At 61.1% G+C, this 21,136-nt stretch carries 18 protein-coding genes; 6 read left to right on the top strand and 12 right to left on the bottom strand.

What is annotated here, in order from left to right; translation table 11 throughout:
* Positions 1 to 34: 34 nt before the first annotated feature.
* From cobG to C9422_RS24600, 6 genes are all read left to right on the top strand, one after another.
* Entirely contained in the window at positions 35 to 1,357 is a 1,323-nt protein-coding gene (cobG, locus tag C9422_RS24625) for a precorrin-3B synthase (protein ID WP_116582451.1), read from the top strand.
* On the top strand, positions 1,350 to 1,976 hold the full coding sequence (locus C9422_RS24620) for a precorrin-8X methylmutase (RefSeq protein ID WP_007979603.1): 627 nt from the start codon (positions 1,350 to 1,352) through the stop codon (positions 1,974 to 1,976). The genes cobG and C9422_RS24620 overlap by 8 nt, the downstream gene beginning before the upstream one ends.
* Entirely contained in the window at positions 1,976 to 2,707 is a 732-nt protein-coding gene (locus C9422_RS24615) for a precorrin-2 C(20)-methyltransferase (protein ID WP_095964814.1), read from the top strand. Before C9422_RS24620 ends, C9422_RS24615 begins: the two co-directional genes overlap by 1 nt.
* On the top strand, positions 2,707 to 4,410 hold the full coding sequence (cobJ, locus tag C9422_RS24610; protein ID WP_116582450.1) for a precorrin-3B C(17)-methyltransferase: 1,704 nt from the start codon (positions 2,707 to 2,709) through the stop codon (positions 4,408 to 4,410). The genes C9422_RS24615 and cobJ overlap by 1 nt, the downstream gene beginning before the upstream one ends.
* A 206-nt stretch (positions 4,411 to 4,616) precedes the next feature.
* Positions 4,617 to 5,432, top strand: coding sequence for a hypothetical protein (locus tag C9422_RS24605; protein WP_116582449.1), 816 nt, complete (start codon positions 4,617 to 4,619; stop codon positions 5,430 to 5,432).
* 155 nt (positions 5,433 to 5,587) lie between these two features.
* Complete coding sequence (locus C9422_RS24600; protein ID WP_256590027.1) at positions 5,588 to 6,139, top strand: hypothetical protein; 552 nt, start codon at positions 5,588 to 5,590, stop codon at positions 6,137 to 6,139.
* An 84-nt stretch (positions 6,140 to 6,223) separates the two neighbouring features.
* Here the strand turns inward: C9422_RS24600 and C9422_RS24595 are convergent, their stop codons facing one another.
* The 12 genes from C9422_RS24595 to C9422_RS24530 form a co-directional block, all read right to left on the bottom strand.
* Positions 6,224 to 6,820: a MarC family protein gene (locus C9422_RS24595; protein WP_116582447.1), complete on the bottom strand. Its 597-nt coding sequence runs from the start codon at positions 6,818 to 6,820 to the stop codon at positions 6,224 to 6,226.
* A gap of 65 nt (positions 6,821 to 6,885) precedes the next feature.
* Positions 6,886 to 9,663: a hybrid sensor histidine kinase/response regulator gene (locus tag C9422_RS24590; RefSeq protein WP_116582446.1), complete on the bottom strand. Its 2,778-nt coding sequence runs from the start codon at positions 9,661 to 9,663 to the stop codon at positions 6,886 to 6,888.
* A gap of 100 nt (positions 9,664 to 9,763) precedes the next feature.
* Entirely contained in the window at positions 9,764 to 11,059 is a 1,296-nt protein-coding gene (gene purD, locus C9422_RS24585) for a phosphoribosylamine--glycine ligase (RefSeq protein WP_116582445.1), read from the bottom strand.
* A 155-nt stretch (positions 11,060 to 11,214) separates the two neighbouring features.
* Positions 11,215 to 12,822: a bifunctional phosphoribosylaminoimidazolecarboxamide formyltransferase/IMP cyclohydrolase gene (purH, locus tag C9422_RS24575; RefSeq protein WP_015093300.1), complete on the bottom strand. Its 1,608-nt coding sequence runs from the start codon at positions 12,820 to 12,822 to the stop codon at positions 11,215 to 11,217.
* A gap of 82 nt (positions 12,823 to 12,904) precedes the next feature.
* Positions 12,905 to 13,225: a DNA-binding transcriptional regulator Fis gene (fis, locus tag C9422_RS24570; RefSeq protein ID WP_015093301.1), complete on the bottom strand. Its 321-nt coding sequence runs from the start codon at positions 13,223 to 13,225 to the stop codon at positions 12,905 to 12,907.
* Positions 13,222 to 14,232: a tRNA dihydrouridine synthase DusB gene (gene dusB / locus C9422_RS24565; RefSeq protein WP_007971370.1), complete on the bottom strand. Its 1,011-nt coding sequence runs from the start codon at positions 14,230 to 14,232 to the stop codon at positions 13,222 to 13,224. Before dusB ends, fis begins: the two co-directional genes overlap by 4 nt.
* 184 nt (positions 14,233 to 14,416) lie before the next feature.
* Entirely contained in the window at positions 14,417 to 15,661 is a 1,245-nt protein-coding gene (locus C9422_RS24555; protein WP_116582444.1) for a DUF3426 domain-containing protein, read from the bottom strand.
* 30 nt (positions 15,662 to 15,691) lie between these two features.
* Positions 15,692 to 16,570, bottom strand: a complete 879-nt coding sequence (prmA, locus tag C9422_RS24550; RefSeq protein WP_007971366.1) for a 50S ribosomal protein L11 methyltransferase — start codon at positions 16,568 to 16,570, stop codon at positions 15,692 to 15,694.
* A 273-nt stretch (positions 16,571 to 16,843) separates the two neighbouring features.
* Complete coding sequence (gene accC / locus C9422_RS24545) at positions 16,844 to 18,202, bottom strand: acetyl-CoA carboxylase biotin carboxylase subunit (RefSeq protein WP_007971365.1); 1,359 nt, start codon at positions 18,200 to 18,202, stop codon at positions 16,844 to 16,846.
* Between the two features lie 17 nt (positions 18,203 to 18,219).
* The gene (gene accB, locus C9422_RS24540; RefSeq protein WP_007971363.1) at positions 18,220 to 18,684 is read right to left on the bottom strand and encodes an acetyl-CoA carboxylase biotin carboxyl carrier protein; all 465 of its coding nucleotides are present in this window, start codon (positions 18,682 to 18,684) and stop codon (positions 18,220 to 18,222) included.
* Positions 18,685 to 18,708: 24 nt separating this feature from the next.
* Positions 18,709 to 19,164, bottom strand: a complete 456-nt coding sequence (gene aroQ / locus C9422_RS24535; protein ID WP_007971361.1) for a type II 3-dehydroquinate dehydratase — start codon at positions 19,162 to 19,164, stop codon at positions 18,709 to 18,711.
* A gap of 132 nt (positions 19,165 to 19,296) precedes the next feature.
* The gene (locus C9422_RS24530) at positions 19,297 to 21,045 is read right to left on the bottom strand and encodes a protein-disulfide reductase DsbD (protein ID WP_116582443.1); all 1,749 of its coding nucleotides are present in this window, start codon (positions 21,043 to 21,045) and stop codon (positions 19,297 to 19,299) included.
* Between the last annotated feature and the right edge of the window lie 91 nt (positions 21,046 to 21,136).

Genomic DNA, 21,136 nt, shown 5'->3' with positions numbered 1-21,136 from the left:
CCGTGAATCGCCTCGCCACCTGAACGGGTCCGCCTTGAACGAACGTCCGCTGTCCGCTGCCTTACGCCCCTCGGCTTGCCCGGGGTTGCTGCGTATTGTGCCGGCGCTGGATGGCGGCATCTGTCGGATCAAGTTGAACGGTGGTTCGATCAACAGCGTCCAGGCCGAGGCCGTGGCGTCTGCAGCCGAGCGTTACGCCAGCGGAGCGATCGAGGCGACCAACCGGGCCAACCTGCAGATCCGCGGCATTGGCAACGAGCAATCGGCGTTGATCGACAGCCTGCTGGCTGCCGGTCTGGGACCGCGAACGGCGGCTGGCGACGATGTGCGCAACCTGATGCTCAGCCCCGGTGCCGGGATCGACCGGCGCATGTTGTTCGACACTCGGCCGCTGGCCGGGCAGATCCTTGCCACATTGCAGAGCCACGAAGTTTTTCACGACCTCAGTGCCAAGTTCGCCGTGCAGCTTGATGGCGGTGAAGACCTTGCGATGCTCGAACATCCCCATGACCTGTGGCTTTCGGCGTTTGACCAGGGCGGCGAGCAACGGTTGGCGTTCGGTTTGGCGGGATGCCCGACGGACAGCCCCGCCGGTTCGGTTGCACTCGCTGACGGGCATGCGCTGGTGGTCGCGGTCCTTGAGTTGTTCCTTGAACTGGCGCGCCCCGAGCAGACGCGGATGCGTCATTTGCTGGCCGAGCATTCGGCCGAGGGTGTTTTGCTTCGGCTGGCTGAGCGATTACCGATGCAAGCGGTTGTTGGTTGGCAGCGGGTTGGGGGGCACAGTGATTTGCACATCGGTGCGCATCCCCAGGCCGAATCCGGTGTTGTCTATGTAGGGGCTGTCCCGCCATTGGGACGGCTCGATCCGGCGATGCTGCGGGGTGCGGCACAACTGGCACGGGAGTTCGGTGATGCCAGTCTGCGCTTCACGCCTTGGCAAAGCCTGCTATTGCCCAATATCCGCGCGGAAGACGCCGCCGAGGTCATTCGGCAGTTGCACTGTCTGGGCTTGCAGTGCGATGCCGATCAGCCATTGTCCCGGTTGATCGCCTGCACCGGTTCAAACGGCTGCGGTAAAGGCCTGGCCGAGACCAAGGGCGATGCCCTGCAACTGGCCACATTGCTGCAACGTCACGGGCAAACGCCGAGCGTGCATTTGAGCGGGTGCGCGCGTTCCTGTGCCGCCGCGCATACGGCGCCCGTCACCTTGCTGGCCGTCGCCCCCGGTCACTACGATCTCTATTTTCGCGATGCAGCGCAGCCGGGTTTCGGCGCGCTGCACGCACACAACCTTACTATTGAAGCGGTCGCGGCCTTGCTCGACGCCCACTCACGGAGCCCCCTTGATGCTTGATTACATCCGCGACGGTCAGGAGATCTATCGCAACTCCTTCGCGATCATTCGCGCCGAGGCCAACCTCGACCGAATTCCGGCCGATCTGGAGAAACTCGCAGTCCGTGTGATCCACGCCTGCGGCATGGTCGAGGCCATCGACGGTTTGCAGTTTTCCGAAGGGGCGGGCAAGGCCGGGCGTGATGCGCTGGCGGCCGGCGCGCCGATTTTGTGCGATGCGCGAATGGTCTCCGAAGGCGTGACCCGCGCGCGGTTGCCGGCGAACAATCCGGTGATCTGCACCTTGCGCGACGAAAGCGTTCCGGAACTGGCCCGTGAGTTGGGCAACACCCGCTCAGCCGCTGCGCTGGAACTGTGGCGTCCCCATCTGGAGGGTAGCGTGGTGGTCATCGGCAACGCCCCGACGGCGCTGTTCTATTTGCTGGAAATGCTCGACGCCGGTGCGCCGAAACCGGCGCTGATCCTCGGCTTCCCTGTGGGTTTCGTCGGCGCCGCCGAATCCAAGGCAGCGCTGGCGGCTGACAGCCGTGGCGTGCCGTTTGTCATCATGCAGGGTCGCCTGGGCGGTAGTGCCATGGCCGCCGCCGCCGTCAATGCCCTCGCCACGGAGATCGAATGATGCAGCAACCTGGACGTTTGATCGGCCTTGGTGTCGGTCCCGGTGATCCGGAACTGATTACCGTCAAGGCGCTGCGGTTGCTGCGCGAGTCGCCTGTAGTGGCGTACTTCGTCGCCAAGGGCAAGAAGGGCAACGCCTTCGGTATCATCGAGGCCCACCTGCAGGACGCACAGAATTTGTTGCCACTGGTGTACCCGGTGACCACCGAAGCCTTGCCGGCGCCGTTGTCCTACGAGCAAGTGATCAGCGACTTCTACGATGACGCTGCCGCAGAACTGGCCGCGCATCTCGACGCAGGCCGCGATGTGGCGGTGATCTGCGAGGGCGACCCGTTCTTCTACGGCTCCTACATGTACCTGCACGACCGGCTCGCCCAGCGTTATCAGGCTGAAGTCGTGCCTGGCGTGTGCTCGATGCTCGGTGGTGCCTCGGTGCTCGGTGCGCCGCTGGTGTATCGCAATCAGAGTCTGTCGGTGTTGTCCGGTGTGCTGCCGCACGACGAACTCAAGCGTCGCCTGGCCGATGCCGATGCGGCGGTGATCATGAAACTGGGACGCAACTTTCCCAAGGTCCGCCAGGTGCTGGAAGAGCTCGGCCTGGCCGAGCGTGCGCTGTACGTCGAACGCGCGACCATGGCCAATCAGAAGATCGTGCCGCTGGACCAGGTCGAGCCGATGTCTTCGCCGTACTTCTCGTTGATCATCGTTCCCGGTGAAAGGTGGCAAGGCTGATGACCCGTCCAGTTCCGGCGATTGTCATTCTCGGCAATGGCAGCCTCGCGACCGCGCGCAGGATTCAACAACTTTATCCCGATGCGCTGATCCACGGCCTGGCTGAACGGGTTGACGGCGCGGACCGGGTCTATCACGAATTCGGTGCGACCCTGCGCGAGCTCTATCAACAGGGCACACCGGTGATTGCCCTGTGCGCCGCCGGGATTGTGATCCGCACGCTGGCGCCGTTGTTGCTGGAAAAGGGCGCCGAGCCACCGGTATTGGCTGTGGCCGAAGACGGCAGCGCCGTGGTTCCACTGCTTGGTGGTCTCGGCGGGGTGAATGTGATGGCGCGGGAGATTGCCGCTGCGCTTGAAGTCGCTGCGGCGATCACCACCAGCGGCGAGTTGCGTTTTGGCACTTGTCTGCTCAACCCGCCCAGCGGTTATGCCCTTGGCGATCTGGAACTGGGCAAGCGTTTCGTTTCCGATTTGCTCGCCGGTGAAACGCTGCGCATCGAGGGTGATGCCCCGTGGCTGGCGCAGGCGCAGTTGCCTGAAGATGCACAGGCCCGCTTGGCGGTGCATGTCAGTCATGTCGAACGGACACCCGCGGCCAACGAATTGTTGATCTACCCGCGCAATGTGGTGGTCGCTGTGGATGCTGGGCTGGTGAACGTCGCGGGGGCGGTGCGCGAGGCATTGCATCAGGCAAAAATCGCCGTGCCGTCGCTGGCCTGCCTATTGGCTCCCGACACCGAAATGGCCTGCCCGGGGTTGCGCGAAACGGCGCTTGAATTGGGCGTGCCGCTGCGTTTTGCCAGCGCTGAGAAGGTGCTTGGCGAACGTCTGAGTACTGCCATAGCCCAGCCCGTTTCCATGCTGGGTAACGACACCGTTGCCATTGCGGTGGCAGAGCAGCCATTGGACCCGTTGCAGATCGGCCGCCCGCGTGGACGGCTGGCAGTGATCGGCCTCGGGCCGGGCGCCGCTGAGTTGATGGTGCCGGCCGTGAAGGCGGAACTGGCCCGCGCAACCGACGTGCTGGGTTACGAAACCTATGTGCGCATGGCCGGGCCGTTTCGTGCCGATCAGGTGCTGCATTGCACCGACAACCGCGAAGAGATGCAACGCGCCCGCCACGCCTTCGAACTGGCAGCCCAAGGGCGTTCGGTGGTGGTGGTTTCTTCGGGGGATCCGGGGGTTTTTGCCATGGCTGCGGCGGTGCTGGAAGCGCTGCATGAAGCCACCGACGTCCATTGGCATAACGTTGATCTCGAGATTCTGCCGGGGGTTTCTGCCTCCCTGGCGACGGCCGCCCAGGCTGGCGCACCGCTGGGTCATGATTTCTGCGTGCTGTCGCTGTCGGATAACCTCAAGCCTTGGGCAATCATCGAAAAACGCCTGGACCTGGCGGCTCAAGCCGATCTGGCCCTGGCGTTCTACAACCCGATTTCCCGTTCGCGGCCATGGCAACTGGGCCAGGCGCTTGAAATCGTCGCCCGGCACCGTATGCCGCAAACACCTGTCGTGTTGGGGCGGGACATTGGCCGGCCCGGTCAGACACTGCGCGTCACGACTCTTGGCCAATTGACTCCCGATCAGGTTGATATGCGCACGATGGTATTGATCGGCTCATCCCTGACCTGTGTTTTTCCGCGGGTCGACGGCGGTGATTGGGTGTACACGCCGCGCTGGTACCCAAGCAAGCCAGCCATCTGAGTAAAAGCGGCTTTGTTCAAAGTCGCCGATGTTCAAGGCAATAACTAACGATAGGGCCTGCGATTGACGAAAGTTGTCGCGGGCCTTTTTGTTATCTAGTAACTCCTGAAATAAGTCCTGAGTGTTTTTACTTTGACCGACTCAATTCTTCGCTTTAGTTTTCAGCGGGTCGCATGAAGCGGCTTATTGATTAAATGGAGATTTAAATGGTCGATATAAAAGATTATTCAGTGGCTCAGGTCGCATTTGATGATGCCTTGCAGGATAAGTATTTCGAAGGCATTGCGGCAGAACTTGAAAACGTCGTGCCACGGGCGCGAACCAGGCGTTCCACCTCGACCCTGGGCGCAGTATCGGGTGACTCGTCAGCGAAAGGTTTAGGGGCTTCGGTAGTAGGCCCCTCGCTGGTGGTGTTCGACCAGGCGCTTTCGGAGGAGGACAGGCAGGATGCACTGGACTGCCAGCAGTTTGCCGAAGCGGTGGTCCGGCGCCTGCCCAACGAAACCAGCAACGAAGACCGCTACAAGAAGTACAACGAGGCATTGTTGGCGGTGGGCTGGGTGACGGAAAGCTTCACCTACAAGAAATACGTCAGCAAAAAGCTCACCATCACGATGAATGAAGCCATTTTGCAAGTGCTTGAGACCGTTGTTTCCGGTGGGGCAAGCAGCGTCCTGAACCTGGTGGCGTCGGGTTTCAGCACGCTCAAAGGCGATAAGGATGCATTGAAGATTGTCGATGCTGGCAGCAAGAAAAACGATGTCATCAGCTTCAAGGCTGTGCCGTGCATTACGACACCAGGCGGTGGCATGTCCATGTTGATGGGTGGCTTGGACTTGGTGGACAAGGAATACAACGGCAACTTTTTATTCGTGACTTACAAGACTCAAGGTTTGCAAGTTTTCCAGGGCGCCGGCGTGCGAAAGTTTAATCGACGTGCCTTCGAGCGGAAGAAGAGCATGGTATATGCCTATAACGACGAATTTGCCGATGGTCTTTTCAAACAATTGACAGGTCAATAAGTCGGGCAGGCTTTGATCAATTTAACCGATTAAAGCACTGACTGTATGGGGTGAATATGCCGGCGTCTGTTAATGCTGTCGTCGTGGGTGGTTGCCTGTTGTCCTTTACCCAGCAGGTAAGTTCGCAAGATCAGGAGGATATACAGGATTGCCTGTTGTACGCGGAACTGGCGGCTAATGAGAAATACCCTGGCCAGGTGTCGAGGAAGGCCTGGTTCGATTATTTTCAAGGGCGATTGATCAAGGCGGGATACAGGCTCAAGACCATCGTTCCAGCCGATCCGATCCGGGTCACGAGTGTCCGACAATTGCTCGGTGCCAGTTACAGCATGATCGGCGACCTGGGCGTGGAGCGTTTGAGCCAGCTTCTCGAGGACACCTATCAGGCATTGCGGCTGGATGAGTTTGCCTGGGACTTCTTTCGCGGCAATGTTGCCAATGGCGGCTCGGGTATCCTCAAGTGCGCACCTTGCGAGCGGCTCGACTCGGGTGAAGTGGTCGTCTGTCTGCTGGGCTTGCGCTACAGCGCGACCGTGATTGAAAGTGACTTTTTCCTGTGGAGCGAGTTCGATCGAGAGCTGGCGATCATTCCCGGTGGCGGGGTGTTTGTGTTCGACCGACGGGCGTTTGAAAACTACCGTAAACGGGTCCACGAAAAAATCGAAGCTTATTCAAACAAGGTCTTCGTGCGCAAACTCCAGTCCTGACTCAAAGGCTGTGCACGTAATAAAAGACAAGGCCCTGTGATTGATGCACAGGGCCTTGTTTTCGGGTTCGGCCAAGCCGCCGCTTCAAGGCACCAGGTAGCCTCTCACCCCGGTGAAGATGATCTGCGCCGCCAGTGCGCAAACGAAAAGCCCCATCAAACGGCTGACGATCTGTAATCCCTGATCACCGAGAATGCGCTCGATTCGACCGGACAAAAACAGCACCACGCCCACGGTAAAACTGGCCATGGCAATGCCGACAATGGCGGTGAGTTTGTCGTCCCAATGCGGCTGACTCACGCCCATCACCAGTAACGCACCGATGGTGCCGGGGCCGACGGTCAGTGGAATGGTCAGCGGGACGATGGTCACATCCTGCTGCACGTTGTCGGTCTGTACCGCCGATTTGCCTTGTGCCATCCCCAGTGCCGAGATGAACAGGACGCTACCGGCGCCGATGCGGAATGCGTCCACGGTAATGCCGAAAACACTGAAAATCACTCGGCCGAACAAGTACAGCAGCACACTGGAGACCAGTGTGGCGACCGCCACTTTCCAGGCCAGTCGTCGCTGTTCCTTGCGCGAATAACCACGGGTCAGGCTGATGAAGCAGGACAATACGAAGAATGGGCTGTAGAGCACCAGCATCTTCAGGTAAACGCTGAACAACACATGGAGCATGGTGCCGGGCTCACTGGCGAGGGAAGTCGAGGGGGAGTCTATCAGGGGTTGTGCAGTCTGTCGGCTCAGGACGTTTGGGTCGTTGCGCGATTCTGCTGGTCACGCTGGGCGACCCAGTGTTCGATCAACTCACGCAGTTGTGACAGTTCGACTGGCTTGGCCATGTGTCCGTCCATGCCGGCCTGGCGCGCACGCTCTTTGTGTTCGGCCAGGATGTGGGCGGTCAATGCCACCACGGGGGTTCGGACCCGCTGGTTGCCGACTTCCCAGGCACGCAATTGCTGGGTAGCCGAGAAGCCGTCGAGGATCGGCATTTCGCAGTCCATCAGCACCAGGTCATAACGCTGGGCTTTCATCGCCTGCAAGGCTTCTTCGCCGTTGCAGGCGGTATCCGGTTGCAGGTTGAGCTTGCTCAGCATGCCGCGGATCACCTTGGTCGAAATGCTGTTGTCTTCGGCCACCAGAATGCGGAAATCGCTGGGGACCTTGACCGGCGGGGGCGGGCCGCTTGGCAGTGATTGTGTGACGACCTGGCCTTTGTTGCGTTGGGTCAGTTCGTCGGCCAGGGTGGTCTTGAGGGTGTAGCCGGCCACCGGTTTGGCGAGGATGCGCTTGATCCCGGAGTTGCGCGCAATGATCTTGCTCGGCGCATTGCTGATGCCGGTGAGCATGATCAGCAGGATGTCATGGTTCAGGCTCGGGTCTTCCTTGATCTTGGCCGCCAGTTGCATGCCGGTCATGCCGGGCATGTTCTGGTCCAGCAGGACCACATCGAAGTAATCGCGCAAATGCGCCTTGGTGCGCAGCAGTGCCAGCGCTTCCTTGCCGGAAGGCGCAGCGCTGACGTTCAGGCCCCAGGCGCTGCATTGCTGCACCAGCACCTTGCGACAGGTGTCGTTGTCGTCCACCACCAATACCCGTGCACCTTGCAGCGGGCCGTCGAGGTCGGAGGTCGGGTGCTCGAGGCGATCCGGATCCAGCGGCAGGGTCAGCCACAGGGTGCTGCCCTGGTTGCTGCCACTCTTGATGCCGAATTCCCCTTGCATCAAGCGTATCAGTTGCCGGGCAATCACCAGGCCCAGGTTGCCGCCCAGGTGGGTGGCCGACAGAAAATGCCGGCTGTGCAGTTCGGCATGCATCAGGGCGTCGCGTTCTTCGGCGTCCATCGGCTCGCCGCTGTCCTGCACGGCGATACGCAGGCGCGGTTTGGCGTTGCGTTCGTCGAGCGCCACGACGATCAGGATTTCGCCTTCATCGGTTTTTTTCAGGGCGTTTTCGAGCAGGCTCAACAGGGTCTGGCGCAGGCGTGTCGGGTCACCGCTGATCACCCGTGGCACTTGCGGCTGGATGAAGCTGATCAACTCGACGTTTTGCTGCTCGGCCTTGGCGCGGAAGATACTCAGGCAGTCTTCGATCAGCGCGTTGAGGTCGAACTGCACATCGTCCAGCTCGATCTGCCCGGATTCGAGTTTGGAAATGTCGAGGATTTCGTTGATCAGTGTCAGCAACTCGTTACCGGCGCTGTGGATCGTCTGCACATAGTCGCGTTGCTTGACCGACAGCGGTGTGCCCAACAGCAGCTCGGTCATGCCGAGAACGCCGTTCATCGGGGTGCGGATTTCATGGCTGATCTTCGCCAGGAACTCGGCCTTGGCATTGATCTCGGCATTGCTGGCCGCCAGGTCGCGGCTGATGCTGAAGCGGTCTTCGGTGATGCGGCGCTGGCGCTCGCTCAACGCGATGCTCATCAGCAGGCCGCTGATGCAGATGAACACCAGCAAGGTGGTGATCAGGCCATGGGGTTCGACCAGGGTCAGCCCCAACAGCGCAGGCAGGATGACGAGGGTGCCGAGGTTGAACACCACCATGGCCGCCACGAAGAGACGAGCCGGGCGATAGCCTTTTTGCCAGTGATAGGCGCTGATGAACAGCATGGTCAGGCCAGCCAGGGCTACCAGGCCGTAGGTAATGAAGTTCAGCGGCAAGGTATTGACGAACAGCAGCATCAGGCCGCAGGCGGTGATCAGCAGGACCTCGCCGAGCAGCAACCGGTTCAGCGGGTGCGGCCCGAGCGGGGAGAAGAAGCGATAGGCAAGCATCAGGCCGCAGGGCGCCGTCAACAGCAATGCCAGGTAAGCCCCCGGTGTTTGCAGTGCGTGCCAGTCCGGTAGCCAGGGGCCAGCGAGGTTCAGCAACAGCAGCAGGCTGAGCATCAACAGCCCTTCGCACGCTGCCAGCCAGAGGGCGCTGTGCGAGCGGGTGTAGGCGTAGCGGATGAGGTTGTGCAGGATCAGCATGGCGATGCAACCGAACAGCAGGCCATAGATCAGCGTCTGGTTCTGGTTGGCAGCCGCGATGACCGCCGATTGCAGAGTGATGTAGGGGCGTAACTGGTGATCGGAGGCCAGTCGCAGGTAGATGTCCAGGGGGCTGTCGCTTTGCGGCAGGGGCAGCATGAAGTCGCTGCTGGGCAATGGACGCTCGGATTGGGGTTGTTCGTTGCCTGTGCTGGATTGGTCGATCAGCTTGTCGCCGTCCAGTACGTACATGTTGAACTGGCGCAGGTCAGGCGCGAACAATCGCAGCACCTGTTCGTGCTTGCCCGGTGCAAGCTTGAATCGCAACCATAGCGCGCCATCGGGTTCAGCCGCGGTAATGCGGTCGAGTTCGATGGGGCTGAATTGATTGGTGTAGCGTGCGGAACGGATGTCGCTCAGTTGCAGGTCGCCCTGTTCGTCGAGCAATACCGCCCAGCCACTGCCTTGCGCGGCCTGGGCCGGTAGCATGCAGAGCAGGGTCAGCAATGTGACGGTTAAGCTTATGGCAATCCTGAGCCAGCGCACGGCGAAATCCCTTCGTTAGGTTGATGCCAGAATATAACGATGCGCGGCGCCGGAATAGCCAGGCAATGAACCGTGTTCATTGCCTGGTGCGGTGTCTACCTTATTCCTGGCTTTCGCCACGCTCGCGGGCAATGGCGCGGTAGCCAATGTCCTTGCGATAGAAACAGCCTTCCCAGTCAATCGTTGCCGCCAGCTTGTAGGCCTGCTGCTGTGCAGCGTCGACGCTGGCACCCATGGCTGTGGCGCACAACACACGACCACCGGCGGTGACTACCTGACCGTCCTTGAGCGCCGTACCTGCGTGGAAAACCTTGCCTTCCAGTGCGGCAGCTGCATCCAGCCCCTTGATGGCTGTGCCCTTGGCGTAGTCACCAGGATAGCCGCCAGCGGCCAGAACGATGCCGACGCTCGGACGTGGATCCCATTGCGCTTCCACTTTATCCAGCGCCTGGGCCAGGGCGGCTTCGACCAGCAACACCAGGCTCGACTGCAGGCGCAGCATCACCGGCTGGGTTTCAGGGTCGCCGAAACGGCAGTTGAATTCGATGACTTTTGGGTTACCAGCCTTGTCGATCATCAGGCCGGCGTACAGGAAGCCAGTGTAGACGTTGCCTTCCTCGGCCATGCCGCGCACGGTCGGCCAGATCACCAGGTCCATGACGCGCTTGTGCACGTCGGCGGTGACCACTGGCGCCGGGGAGTAAGCACCCATGCCGCCGGTGTTCGGACCGGTGTCGCCGTCACCGACGCGTTTGTGGTCCTGGCTGGTGGCCATCGGCAGTACGTTCTTGCCGTCGACCATGACGATGAAGCTGGCTTCTTCGCCGTCCAGGAACTCTTCGATGACCACGCGCGAACCCGCATCGCCAAAGGCATTGCCCGCCAGCATGTCGCGCACGGCGTCTTCGGCTTCGGTCAGGGTCATGGCGACGATCACGCCTTTACCGGCGGCCAGGCCGTCGGCCTTGATCACGATCGGAGCGCCTTTTTCACGCAGGTAGGCGAGGGCCGGCTCGATTTCGGTGAAGTTCTGGTAGTCGGCAGTCGGGATCTTGTGGCGAGCCAGGAAGTCCTTGGTGAAGGCTTTCGAACCTTCCAGCTGCGCAGCGCCAGCGGTCGGGCCGAAGCAGTCGAGGCCGCGGCTGCGGAACAGGTCCACAACACCGGCAACCAGCGGCACTTCAGGGCCGACGATGGTCAGGGAAACGTTTTTCTCGGCAAAATCCGCCAGTTGCTCAAGCGCCAGCACGTCGATGGCGACGTTCTCGCACTTGGCTTCGATGGCGGTACCGGCGTTGCCCGGCGCCACGAACACTTTCTGCACGCGCGGATCCTGAGCCACTTTCCAGGCCAGGGCGTGTTCACGGCCACCGCTGCCAATGATCAAAACATTCATTTCAAAAACCTCAAGATTCTGTGGGGCGCTGCTAAACCGCTGTGTACCGTGTAGGAGCTGCCGAAGGCTGCGATCTTTTGATCTTTGAAAGCAAGATCAAAAGATCGCAGCCTTCGGCAGCTCCTACACAGCTCCTACACAGAGGGAGCGGTGTATCAGTGACGGAAGTGGCGCATGCCGGTGAAGACCATGGCGATGCCGGCTTCGTCGGCCGCAGCAATCACTTCAGCATCACGCATCGAGCCGCCTGGCTGGATCACGGCAGTCACGCCTGCCTTGGCCGCATTGTCCAGACCGTCGCGGAACGGGAAGAATGCGTCGGAAGCCATCACCGAACCGGCTACCTGCAAACCGGCATGTTCAGCCTTGATGGCAGCAATGCGCGCGGAATTCACGCGGCTCATCTGGCCGGCGCCGACACCGATGGTCTGGCGATTCTTGGCGTAGACGATGGCGTTGGATTTCACGTACTTGGCGACTTTCCAGGCGAAGATCAGGTCGTTGATTTCCTGTTCGGTCGGTGCGCGCTTGGTCACCACTTTCAGGTCGTCGGCGCCGATCATGCCGATGTCGCGGCTCTGCACCAGCAGGCCACCGTTGACGCGTTTGTAGTCCCAGGCAGCGGCGCGATCAGCCGACCACTCGCCGCAGGCCAGCAGGCGTACGTTGGCTTTGGCGGCAACAATGGCGCGGGCTTCTTCGCTGACGCTCGGGGCAATGATCACTTCGACGAACTGGCGCTCGACGATGGCCTTGGCGGTCTCGGCGTCCAGTTCGCGGTTGAAGGCGATGATCCCGCCGAAGGCGGATTCGGTGTCGGTGGCGTAGGCCAGGTCGTAGGCCTTGCGGATGCCGCCTTCGGCGTCAGGGCTGACAGCCACGCCGCACGGGTTGGCGTGCTTGACGATCACGCAAGCCGGCTTGACGAAGCTCTTCACGCATTCCAGCGCGGCGTCTGTGTCGGCCACGTTGTTGTACGACAGTTCCTTGCCTTGCAACTGGGTTGCGGTGGCGATGCCGACTTCGGCAGGCTTGGCTTCCACGTAGAACGCCGCGCTCTGGTGCGGGTTCTCGCCGTAGCGCATTTCCTGGGCCTTGATGAACTGACTGTTGAAGGTGCGCGGGAATTCGCTGCGGCCTTCTGTGCTCAGGGTGTCGGCCGCCTGGTTCACGGTGCCCATGTAGTTGGCGATCATGCCGTCGTAGGCGGCGGTGTGTTCGAATGCCTTGAGCATCAGGTCGAAGCGCTGAGCGTAGGTCAGGCCGCCGGCCTTGAGGTTTTCCAGGACGCTGGCGTAATCGCTGGCATTCACCACGATCGCTACGTCTTTATGGTTTTTCGCGGCCGAACGAACCATGGTCGGGCCGCCGATGTCGATGTTCTCGATGGCGGTCGGCAGGTCGCAGCCTGGCTTGTTGATGGTGGCTTCGAACGGGTACAGGTTGACCGCGACCAGATCGATCGGCTTGATGCCGTGTTCGTTCATGATCGCGTCGTCGATGCCGCGACGACCGAGGATCCCGCCGTGGATTTTCGGGTGCAGGGTTTTCACCCGGCCGTCCATCATTTCGGCGAAACCGGTGTAATCCGCGACTTCCACTGCGGCAACGCCGTTGTCCTGCAGCAGCTTGAACGTCCCGCCGGTGGAGAGGATCTCGACGCCCAGGGCTTCAAGCTCCTTGGCGAATTCGAGGATCCCGGTCTTGTCGGAAACGCTGATCAAGGCGCGGCGGATCGGCAGGCGGGTAGTCTGGTCGGTCATCTCAATTTCCATCAAAAGCAAAGGAAGTCAGCAAAAAAGGCGACCGGTTTTACGCGGGCGCCTTTCTGGTTTGATTGAATGCTTACAGCAAATCGTACTGCTTGAGTTTCTTGCGCAGCGTGCCCCGGTTCAGTCCGAGCATCTCGCTGGCCTTGGTCTGGTTGCCCTTGACGTAGTTCATCACGCACTCGAGCAGGGGAGCCTCGACTTCGGAGAGCACCAGGTTGTACACATCAGTGACGGCAGCGCCCTCAAGGTGGGCGAAATAATTGTGCAGCGCCTTCTCGACACTCCCGCGAAGGGTCTGGCCCTCTTCGCTCGGTGTATTGAGGTGCTGTTTCAAATTCACGTTGTCGCTCACGGGTGTTGTTCCACTCACTAAAGTCTCGGTCATCATCGTCATGCGGCCACCCACTCTCCGTCCCCTGTCAGGCTCTTGTAACGCTCGGCGAAAAACGCCCGAACGTTGGCGCATTGTGTATCCGTACCATCCAAACGATTGAAGTGGGCGCGAAACTCCCTGGCGCCCGGCAGGGTTGCGAGATACCAGCCCACATGCTTTCGAGCAATGCGTACACCCATGACATCGCCATAAAAGGCGTGCAGGGCAGCCAGATGCTCTAGCAGGATGCGTTCCACCTCGATCAGTTCCAGCGCCGGGAGTTTCTCGCCGGTACGCAGGAAATGGTCGATCTCGCGAAAAATCCATGGCCGCCCCTGGGCAGCCCGGCCAATCAACAAACCATCGGCACCGGTCGCGTCGAGCACGTACCGGGCTTTTTCCGGCGAATCGATATCGCCGTTGGCGAAGACCGGGATCGACACCGCCTGCTTGATCGCGGCGATGGTGTCGTACTCGGCCTCACCGGTATACAGGTCGGCACGGGTGCGGCCATGCACTGCCAGCGCCGTAATGCCTGCCTGCTCGGCGATCTTCGCCACCGTCAGGCCGTTCTTGTTGTCCCGGTCCCAGCCGGTCCGGATCTTCAGGGTAACCGGCACATCGACCGCAGCCACGACGGCCTGCAGGATCTCGGTTACCAGGGTTTCATCCTTCAACAGTGCAGAACCGGCAGCCTTGTTGCAGACTTTCTTGGCCGGGCAGCCCATGTTGATGTCAATAATCTGCGCGCCCATTTCAACGTTGGCACGGGCAGCGTCCGCCAGCATCTGTGCGTCCCCACCGGCGATCTGTACCGAGCGTGGCTCGGGGTCACCTGTATGGATCATGCGCATGCGCGACTTGCGGGTGTTCCACAGACTCATGTCGCTGGTGACCATTTCCGAGACGACCAGTCCCGCGCCCAAGCGCTTGCACAGCTGACGAAAGGGCTGGTCGGTGACACCCGCCATGGGGGCGAGAATCAAGCTGTTATGTAATGTGTATGGGCCGATGCGTACCGCCGACATAGGACTTCCCTGTTGTGGGGCCGGATCATGAGAGTTCGAAAAAGGGTTGGCATGATACCCGCTCTCGATGACTGGATAAAGGCTGAATTGAACAAAATCTGAACAGTTATTCTGTTATTACCCGTGGTTTGGTTGGCCAGGGGGAGTCAGAAAGCCGACTTCAATCGGGGAACGATGAAGCGTTTCACTCCGGAGAGTGGAAGCTCAGACTGTAGTTCACGGCCTTGGCGCCGGGGTCGAGAATGTCCAGGGCGATGTGGATCGGCGTCTGCGGAGGCATTTCCGCCATGCCTTCGAGATCGCCATTGAGGTACTCGCCGGGTTTGAAGCGGCGACTGGCGATCAGATGGCCATTGAGGTCGGCGAAGCGCAATTCCAGCAGCGGGAAGGGCTGGGAAAAGGGTGCGCGGTTATAGATGATCGCATCGACCACCAGCGCGCCATTGAATTCGGGATGGCTGCGCACCACCAGGTTGCTGCTTTTGATTTTTGCAATGTCGACCTTGGAGGGCACGGTGCAGCCGATTTGCGGGCACAGTTGCTGGAACCACGGGCGATATTGATCCTGTCGCGCCAGTTCGTCGAAATGGTAGGCGATGTACTGGCCGGCGAGCGCGCCAGCGGCGATCAGCACCAGCAGCAACCACAACAGCCGTCGGCCCCAGGGCGAGCGGCGTTTTTGCCAGTCCAGTTGCAGCGGGTCGTCGGTCAGGTCTTGCAGCACTTCGGCACGCGGGCCCGTCTCGCGGCGCTTGCGTAGCGGTTCGATCGAGGGCAGGTTGTCGTCGAGTCCGTTCTCGTCGGCGGCCGAAAGGCGTTCGTGGTGCAGCGGCGCATCGAGTGGGTCGTGCAAGCGCAACTGGGGTGGTTGCAGTTCGTCGTCGAGATCGACCGGTTCCAGGGTCAGCGAAGGTTCGGTGCGCGAGGTTTTGCCCGGTTCGACCGTCGGCTCTGGCGTTTCTAGGTGGTCGAACGGTTCGTCGACTTGCGCACGATCGGCCGCCGACTCACTGAACAGGCTGTCGGACCACGGCTCCTCGTCATCCTGCCCGGTGCTGTCGCGGCGGGCGCTCAGCGAGTCGTCGCGATGGCGGCCGAGCTCGGTGGCGGGCTGGATTTCCCGCTGTTCGAGCCGGGCGAGTTCTTCGTCGAGGTCGAGACTGTCCAGGTCCAGTTCGGTCGCGCTCCATTGCTTTTGGCTGATGGCGCGCGGTGCCGATGCCTCAAGCGGTTCGGCAGGCTGCACAGGCGCTAGCGGCGCCGCTACCGGTGGCTCCTTGCCGGCCTGCTCAAGCAACTGCCTGGCGGCATTGAACACCTGCAGGCAGGAGCCGCAGCGAACCACGCCGCGAGCCACGCTCAATTGGGCATGGCTGACGCGGAAGCTGGTTTGGCAATGCGGGCACTGAGTGACGAAGCTATCGGTCATGCGGCGTTCCGGATTATGCAGGCGGCCATTCTAGCGCCGACGGCCAGTGATGCGCACCCAGCCATCGCGATTGGCGATCGGATCCAGATCGAAGTCCTTGGCGTAGGCGGCAGCGACTTCGTCACCCTGTTCGGCGAGGATGCCCGACAGCGCCAGGCGACCGCCCGACTTGACCAGACCGGACAGCTGCGGCGCCAGGGAAACCAGCGGGCCGGCGAGGATATTGGCCACCAGCACGTCGGCCTGCACTTGTGGCAGGTCTTGCGGCAGGTACAGCGGGAACAGGTGATCGGCGATGTTGTTGCGCCCGGCGTTGTCGCGGGAGGCTTCCAGCGCCTGCACGTCGATGTCGGTGCCCACGGCTTCCCTGGCGCCCAGCAACAGCGCGGCGATCGCCAGGATCCCCGAGCCGCAGCCGAAGTCCAGTACGTTGCAGTCTTTCAGGTCCTGGCCGTCGAGCCATTCCAGGCACAGTGCGGTGGTCGGGTGGGTGCCGGTGCCGAACGCCAGGCCCGGATCAAGCAACAGGTTCACTGCGTCAGGTTCCGGTGCGGCGTGCCAGCTCGGCACGATCCACAGGCGCTGGCCGAAACGCATCGGCTGGAATCCGTCCATCCAGCTGCGTTCCCAATCCTGGTCTTCGATGACTTCGCTGTGGTGTTCAGGCAGCGGGCTGCCGGTCAGCAGCTCCAGGTGGGCCAGTACCGGGCCCGGCTCGGTGCCACCTTCGAACAGGGCCAGCAGGTGCGTGTGCGACCACAGCGGAGTGGTATTGAGTTCCGGCTCGAAGATCGGCTGGTCTTCGGCGTCCATGAACGTCACCGACACGGCGCCCACTTCAAGGAAAGCGTCTTCATAGGTTTCGGCTTGTTCTGGGCTGATGGCGAGACGTACTTGCAGCCAAGGCATGGCGGGCACCTTTGAAAAATGTTGATTGCAGCCTGGCGGGCTGCGAGAAGGACGCAAGTTTACGCGAGAGCGGGGGGTTTGTGGGAGTCCGCTGTGCCTGTGGGAGCGGGCTTGCTCGCGAATGCGTACTGTCTGTCGCATTGATGTCGGATGTGCCGACGTCTTCGCGGGCAAGCCCGCTCCCACAGGGATTGTGCAAGGCCATCTATCTGATGAAATGCCCAGATACAACAAAGCCGCCCGAAGGCGGCTTTGTCGTGTACCAGCTGAAGCTTAGTGCTTCTCGCCAGCCAGCTTGTGCTCGAGGTAGTGAATGTTCACGCCCCCTTTGCAGAAGCCTTCATCGCGGGTCAGGTCGCGGTGCAGCGGGATGTTGGTCTTGATCCCGTCAACCACGATCTCGTCCAGCGCATTGCGCATGCGCGCCATGGCTTCGTCACGGGTTGCGCCGTAGGTGATCAGCTTGCCGATCAACGAATCGTAGTTCGGCGGAACGGCATAACCACTGTACAGGTGCGAGTCGACGCGAACGCCATTGCCGCCTGGAGCGTGGAAATGCTTGACCGTGCCAGGGCTCGGCATGAAGGTTTTCGGGTCTTCGGCGTTGATCCGGCATTCCAGCGCGTGACCGCGGATGACCACGTCATCCTGGGTGAACGACAGCTTGTTGCCGGCGGCGATGCTGAGCATCTCCTTGACGATGTCGATGCCGGTGACCATTTCCGAAACCGGGTGCTCTACCTGGACACGAGTGTTCATCTCGATGAAGTAGAAACGACCGTTTTCGTACAGGAACTCGAAAGTGCCCGCGCCACGGTAACCGATGTCGATGCACGCCTTGACGCAGCGAGCCAGAACTTCCTGGCGGGCCTGTTCGTCGATGCCCGGTGCCGGCGCTTCTTCCAGAACCTTCTGGTGACGACGTTGCAGCGAGCAATCGCGGTCGCCCAGATGGATAGCCTGGCCCTGGCCATCGGAAAGAACCTGGACTTCCACGTGGCGTGGGTTGGTCAGGAATTTTTCCAGATAGACCATTGGGTTGCCGAACGCCGCACCGGCTTCGGAGCGGGTCAGTTTCGCCGAGGAAATCAGGTCTTCTTCCTTGTGCACAACGCGCATGCCGCGACCACCACCGCCGCCAGCGGCCTTGATGATCACCGGGTAACCCACTTCGCGACCAATACGCAGAGCGGTTTCTTCGTCTTCCGGCAGCGGGCCGTCAGAACCCGGAACGGTCGGTACGCCAGCTGCGATCATGGCGTGCTTGGCCGATACCTTGTCGCCCATCAGGCGAATGGTTTCGGCTTTCGGGCCAATGAACGCAAAGCCGGAATTCTCGACCTGCTCGGCGAAGTCGGCGTTTTCCGCAAGGAAGCCGTAGCCCGGGTGAATGGCGGTGGCGCCCGTCACTTCGGCTGCGGCAATGATTGCCGGAATGTGCAGGTAGGAGTGGGCGGCCGATGCCGGTCCGATGCAGACGGATTCGTCTGCCAGGCCCAGGTGCATCAGTTCCTTGTCAGCCTTGGAGTATACGGCGACGGTCTTGATGCCCATCTCTTTGCAGGCGCGCAGGATCCGCAGGGCGATCTCACCGCGGTTGGCGATCAGAACTTTTTCCAACTTCGCAGTCATCAAAGGCTCTCCGCGGTTCAAACGATGGTGAACAGCGGTTGGTCGTACTCAACCGGCTGGCCGTCTTCGACGAGGATGGATTCGATCACACCGCTGGTTTCAGCTTCGATGTGGTTCATCATCTTCATGGCTTCAACGATGCACAGGGTGTCGCCTTTCTTCACGGTCTGGCCGACTTCAACGAAGGACGGCGAGGTTGGCGAAGACTTGCGGTAGAACGTACCGACCATCGGCGAACGGGCAACGGTGCCGTTCAGCGCTGGTGCGGCGGCAGCAGCAGGTGCGGCAGCGGCAGCCGGAGCGGCGGCAGCGACAGGCGCGGCAGCCGGAGCAGGCATTGGAGCCGGTGCGTAGTACTGCTGAGCCGGAGTCTTGCTATGACGGCTGATGCGTACGGACTCTTCGCCTTCCTTGATCTCGAGCTCGTCGATGCCGGACTCTTCCAGCAATTCGATCAGTTTCTTAACTTTACGGATATCCATGAATCATCAACTCCCAAGGGTCGGTCAGGGGCGGTTAACTTGTTGTTCAAGCTGTTCCAGGGCGGCCTCCAGGGCCAGTCGGTAACCGCTGGCGCCAAGGCCGCAGATCACTCCCACCGCTACGTCGGAGAAGTAAGAGTGATGGCGGAAAGGTTCGCGTTTGTGCACGTTGGACAAATGCACTTCGATGAATGGGATGCTCACCGCCAGCAGCGCGTCACGTAATGCGACACTTGTATGTGTAAAAGCTGCCGGGTTAATCAAAATGAAGTCCACGCCTTCGCTGCGGGCAGCGTGAATACGGTCGATCAATTCGTACTCGGCATTGCTTTGCAGGTGCAGCAGGTGGTGACCGGCTTCGCGGGCACGGCGTTCCAGGTCCTGGTTGATCTGCGCCAGCGTCGTGGCGCCGTAGGTGCCCGGTTCACGAGTGCCGAGCAAGTTCAGGTTGGGTCCGTGCAGAACCAGTAGGGTCGCCATCGGCTGTTCCTTTATTTTCCGTGAGCAGTTGTCAGAACCCGGCGACTATGCCGCAAAGCCTTTGTGACTGTCCAGTTCTCTGCAATAGGCAGCACGATGACCGATGTTTGCGCGAAATATATGACTGCTTGATTAAATGTGGTCATTCGCCCTGGCAACACGTTCGGCGAAGTCTTTGGCGTTGATCTCGCCGATCACCCGCACATCGGCGCGTTCGACACCGTCCTTGCCGAAAAACATCAGGGCCGGGGGGCCGAACAACTGGTAGCGGTCGAGCAGGGCGCGTTGCTCTGCGTTGCTGGCGGTGATGTCGAAGCGGATCAGTCGGTAACCCTTGAGGCGTTCGATGACGACAGGGTCCTCCAGCACCTCACGCTCGATGACTTTGCAACTGATGCACCAGTCGGCATACCAGTCGAGCAGCAGCGGTGTGCCGGAGGAGCGTGCGTCGGCGAGTGCGCGATCCAGATCGGCCGGCGTGCTGACGGTTTGCCAGGCGCTGAAGATTTGCTCCTGGCCGCGGTTGTCGACGATGCGAGGCTGGCCTATCGGGTTGAACGGGTCGGTCTGGCCGCTGAACGCGCCGTACCAGCAGACCAGCGCGTAAAACACCAGGAACATGCCGAGCAACTGTCCGAGGCGTTTGCGTGGTGGTTTATAGACGAATTCCAGCGCCCCCATGAACAAGCCGACGCCGCCGGCCAGCAAGCCGATCAGCAGCAAGGTGACCTGACCCGGCAGGACGCGACTGAGCAGGCCGACGGCCAGGCCGAGTAACAACACGCCAATTGCGTTTTTCACGTAGACCAGCCACGGACCGCTTTTTGGCAACCAGGCTGCGCCACCGGTGGCCACCAGCAACAGCGGTGCCCCCATGCCGAGGCCGAGCATGAACAGTTTCAGGCCGCCGCCCAGCGCATCGCCACTGGCGCTGATGTACAGCAACGCGCCGGCCAGTGGTGCCGAAACACAGGGTGAAACCAGCAAGCTGGAGACCACGCCCAACACCGCGGCGCCCCACAGTGATCCGCCTTCGGTGCGGCCGGCGATGCGGTCCAGGCGACTGCTGATGGCGTGCGGCAGTTTCAGTTCGAAGACGCCGAACATCGCCAGTGCGAACAGCGCAAAAAACATCGCAAAAGGCACCAGCACCCAGGCCGATTGCAGCCGCGCCTGCAGATTGAGCTGGGCACCGAACAGGCCCATCAGCGCACCGAGCAGGGCAAAGCACGCGGCCATCGGCAGCACATAGGCCAGTGACAGATTGAAGCCGCGCCAGCCGCCGACCTGGCCGCGCAGCACCACCCCGGACAGGATCGGCAGCATGGGCAGCACGCAGGGTGTGAAGGTCAGGCCCAGGCCCGCGAGGAAAAACAATGCCAGTTCGCGCCAGCTCCATTGAGATGCTGTCGTCGTCGCCGCGCCGCTGCCGTCGATGCTCAGGCGCTCGGTCTCGGGCGGGTAGCACAGGCCTTTATCGGCGCAACCCTGATAGGTCACGGCCAGGGTGAAGGCCCGCTGATCGGTGCGCGGTAGTTCGACGTCGAGAATGCCGTGGTAGACCTCGACGTCGCCGAAGTACTCGTCGTGCTTTTTCTGGCCATCGGGCAGTTTCGCCGCACCGAGCACGACGTCGGCCGGATCGGCGCGAAACTGGAAGCGGTGACGGTAGAGGTAATAGCCTTCAGTGGCGACGAAGCGCAGCTTGATCGATTGCGGCGTGCTTTCTACCAGGCTCAACTGGAAGGCTTCGCGCACGGGCAGGAAGTCGGCGCTGTTGTTGATCGAGCCCAGGCTGGCGCTGGGACGATTTTCCAGCAAGCCGGTGGCGCTGGCCGGCAGGGCGAATACTAAAAGCAGCAGGCAGAGCAAACGGCGCATGACAATCTCGCGTATCGGAATTGGGGGGATGATAGCTGAGAGCGCACTACAACGCCGACCCGCCTTCCGCATCTGCCCCCCCCCCACTGTA

This window comes from Pseudomonas sp. B1(2018) (genome assembly GCF_003097365.1).
Lineage (GTDB): Bacteria > Pseudomonadota > Gammaproteobacteria > Pseudomonadales > Pseudomonadaceae > Aquipseudomonas > Aquipseudomonas laurylsulfatiphila.
Note: the sequence above shows the minus strand (reverse complement) of the source record. Positions and strands in the feature narration are given on the sequence as shown.

Bases quoted from the DNA above. Each gene is read 5' to 3' on its own strand.
- aroQ (WP_007971361.1), bottom strand. From the start codon at position 19,164: ATGGCGACCCTACTGGTTCTGCACGGACCCAACCTGAACTTGCTCGGC.
- cobJ (WP_116582450.1), top strand. From the start codon at position 2,707: ATGACCCGTCCAGTTCCGGCGATTGTCATTCTCGGCAATGGCAGCCTC.
- C9422_RS24620 (WP_007979603.1), top strand. From the start codon at position 1,350: ATGCTTGATTACATCCGCGACGGTCAGGAGATCTATCGCAACTCCTTC.
- C9422_RS24530 (WP_116582443.1), bottom strand. From the start codon at position 21,045: ATGCGCCGTTTGCTCTGCCTGCTGCTTTTAGTATTCGCCCTGCCGGCC.
- C9422_RS24615 (WP_095964814.1), top strand. From the start codon at position 1,976: ATGCAGCAACCTGGACGTTTGATCGGCCTTGGTGTCGGTCCCGGTGAT.
- C9422_RS24555 (WP_116582444.1), bottom strand. From the start codon at position 15,661: ATGACCGATAGCTTCGTCACTCAGTGCCCGCATTGCCAAACCAGCTTC.
- accB (WP_007971363.1), bottom strand. From the start codon at position 18,684: ATGGATATCCGTAAAGTTAAGAAACTGATCGAATTGCTGGAAGAGTCC.
- C9422_RS24605 (WP_116582449.1), top strand. From the start codon at position 4,617: ATGGTCGATATAAAAGATTATTCAGTGGCTCAGGTCGCATTTGATGAT.
- accC (WP_007971365.1), bottom strand. From the start codon at position 18,202: ATGACTGCGAAGTTGGAAAAAGTTCTGATCGCCAACCGCGGTGAGATC.
- dusB (WP_007971370.1), bottom strand. From the start codon at position 14,232: ATGTCGGCGGTACGCATCGGCCCATACACATTACATAACAGCTTGATT.
- purH (WP_015093300.1), bottom strand. From the start codon at position 12,822: ATGACCGACCAGACTACCCGCCTGCCGATCCGCCGCGCCTTGATCAGC.
- fis (WP_015093301.1), bottom strand. From the start codon at position 13,225: ATGACGATGATGACCGAGACTTTAGTGAGTGGAACAACACCCGTGAGC.
- prmA (WP_007971366.1), bottom strand. From the start codon at position 16,570: ATGCCTTGGCTGCAAGTACGTCTCGCCATCAGCCCAGAACAAGCCGAA.
- purD (WP_116582445.1), bottom strand. From the start codon at position 11,059: ATGAATGTTTTGATCATTGGCAGCGGTGGCCGTGAACACGCCCTGGCC.
- C9422_RS24595 (WP_116582447.1), bottom strand. From the start codon at position 6,820: ATGCTCCATGTGTTGTTCAGCGTTTACCTGAAGATGCTGGTGCTCTAC.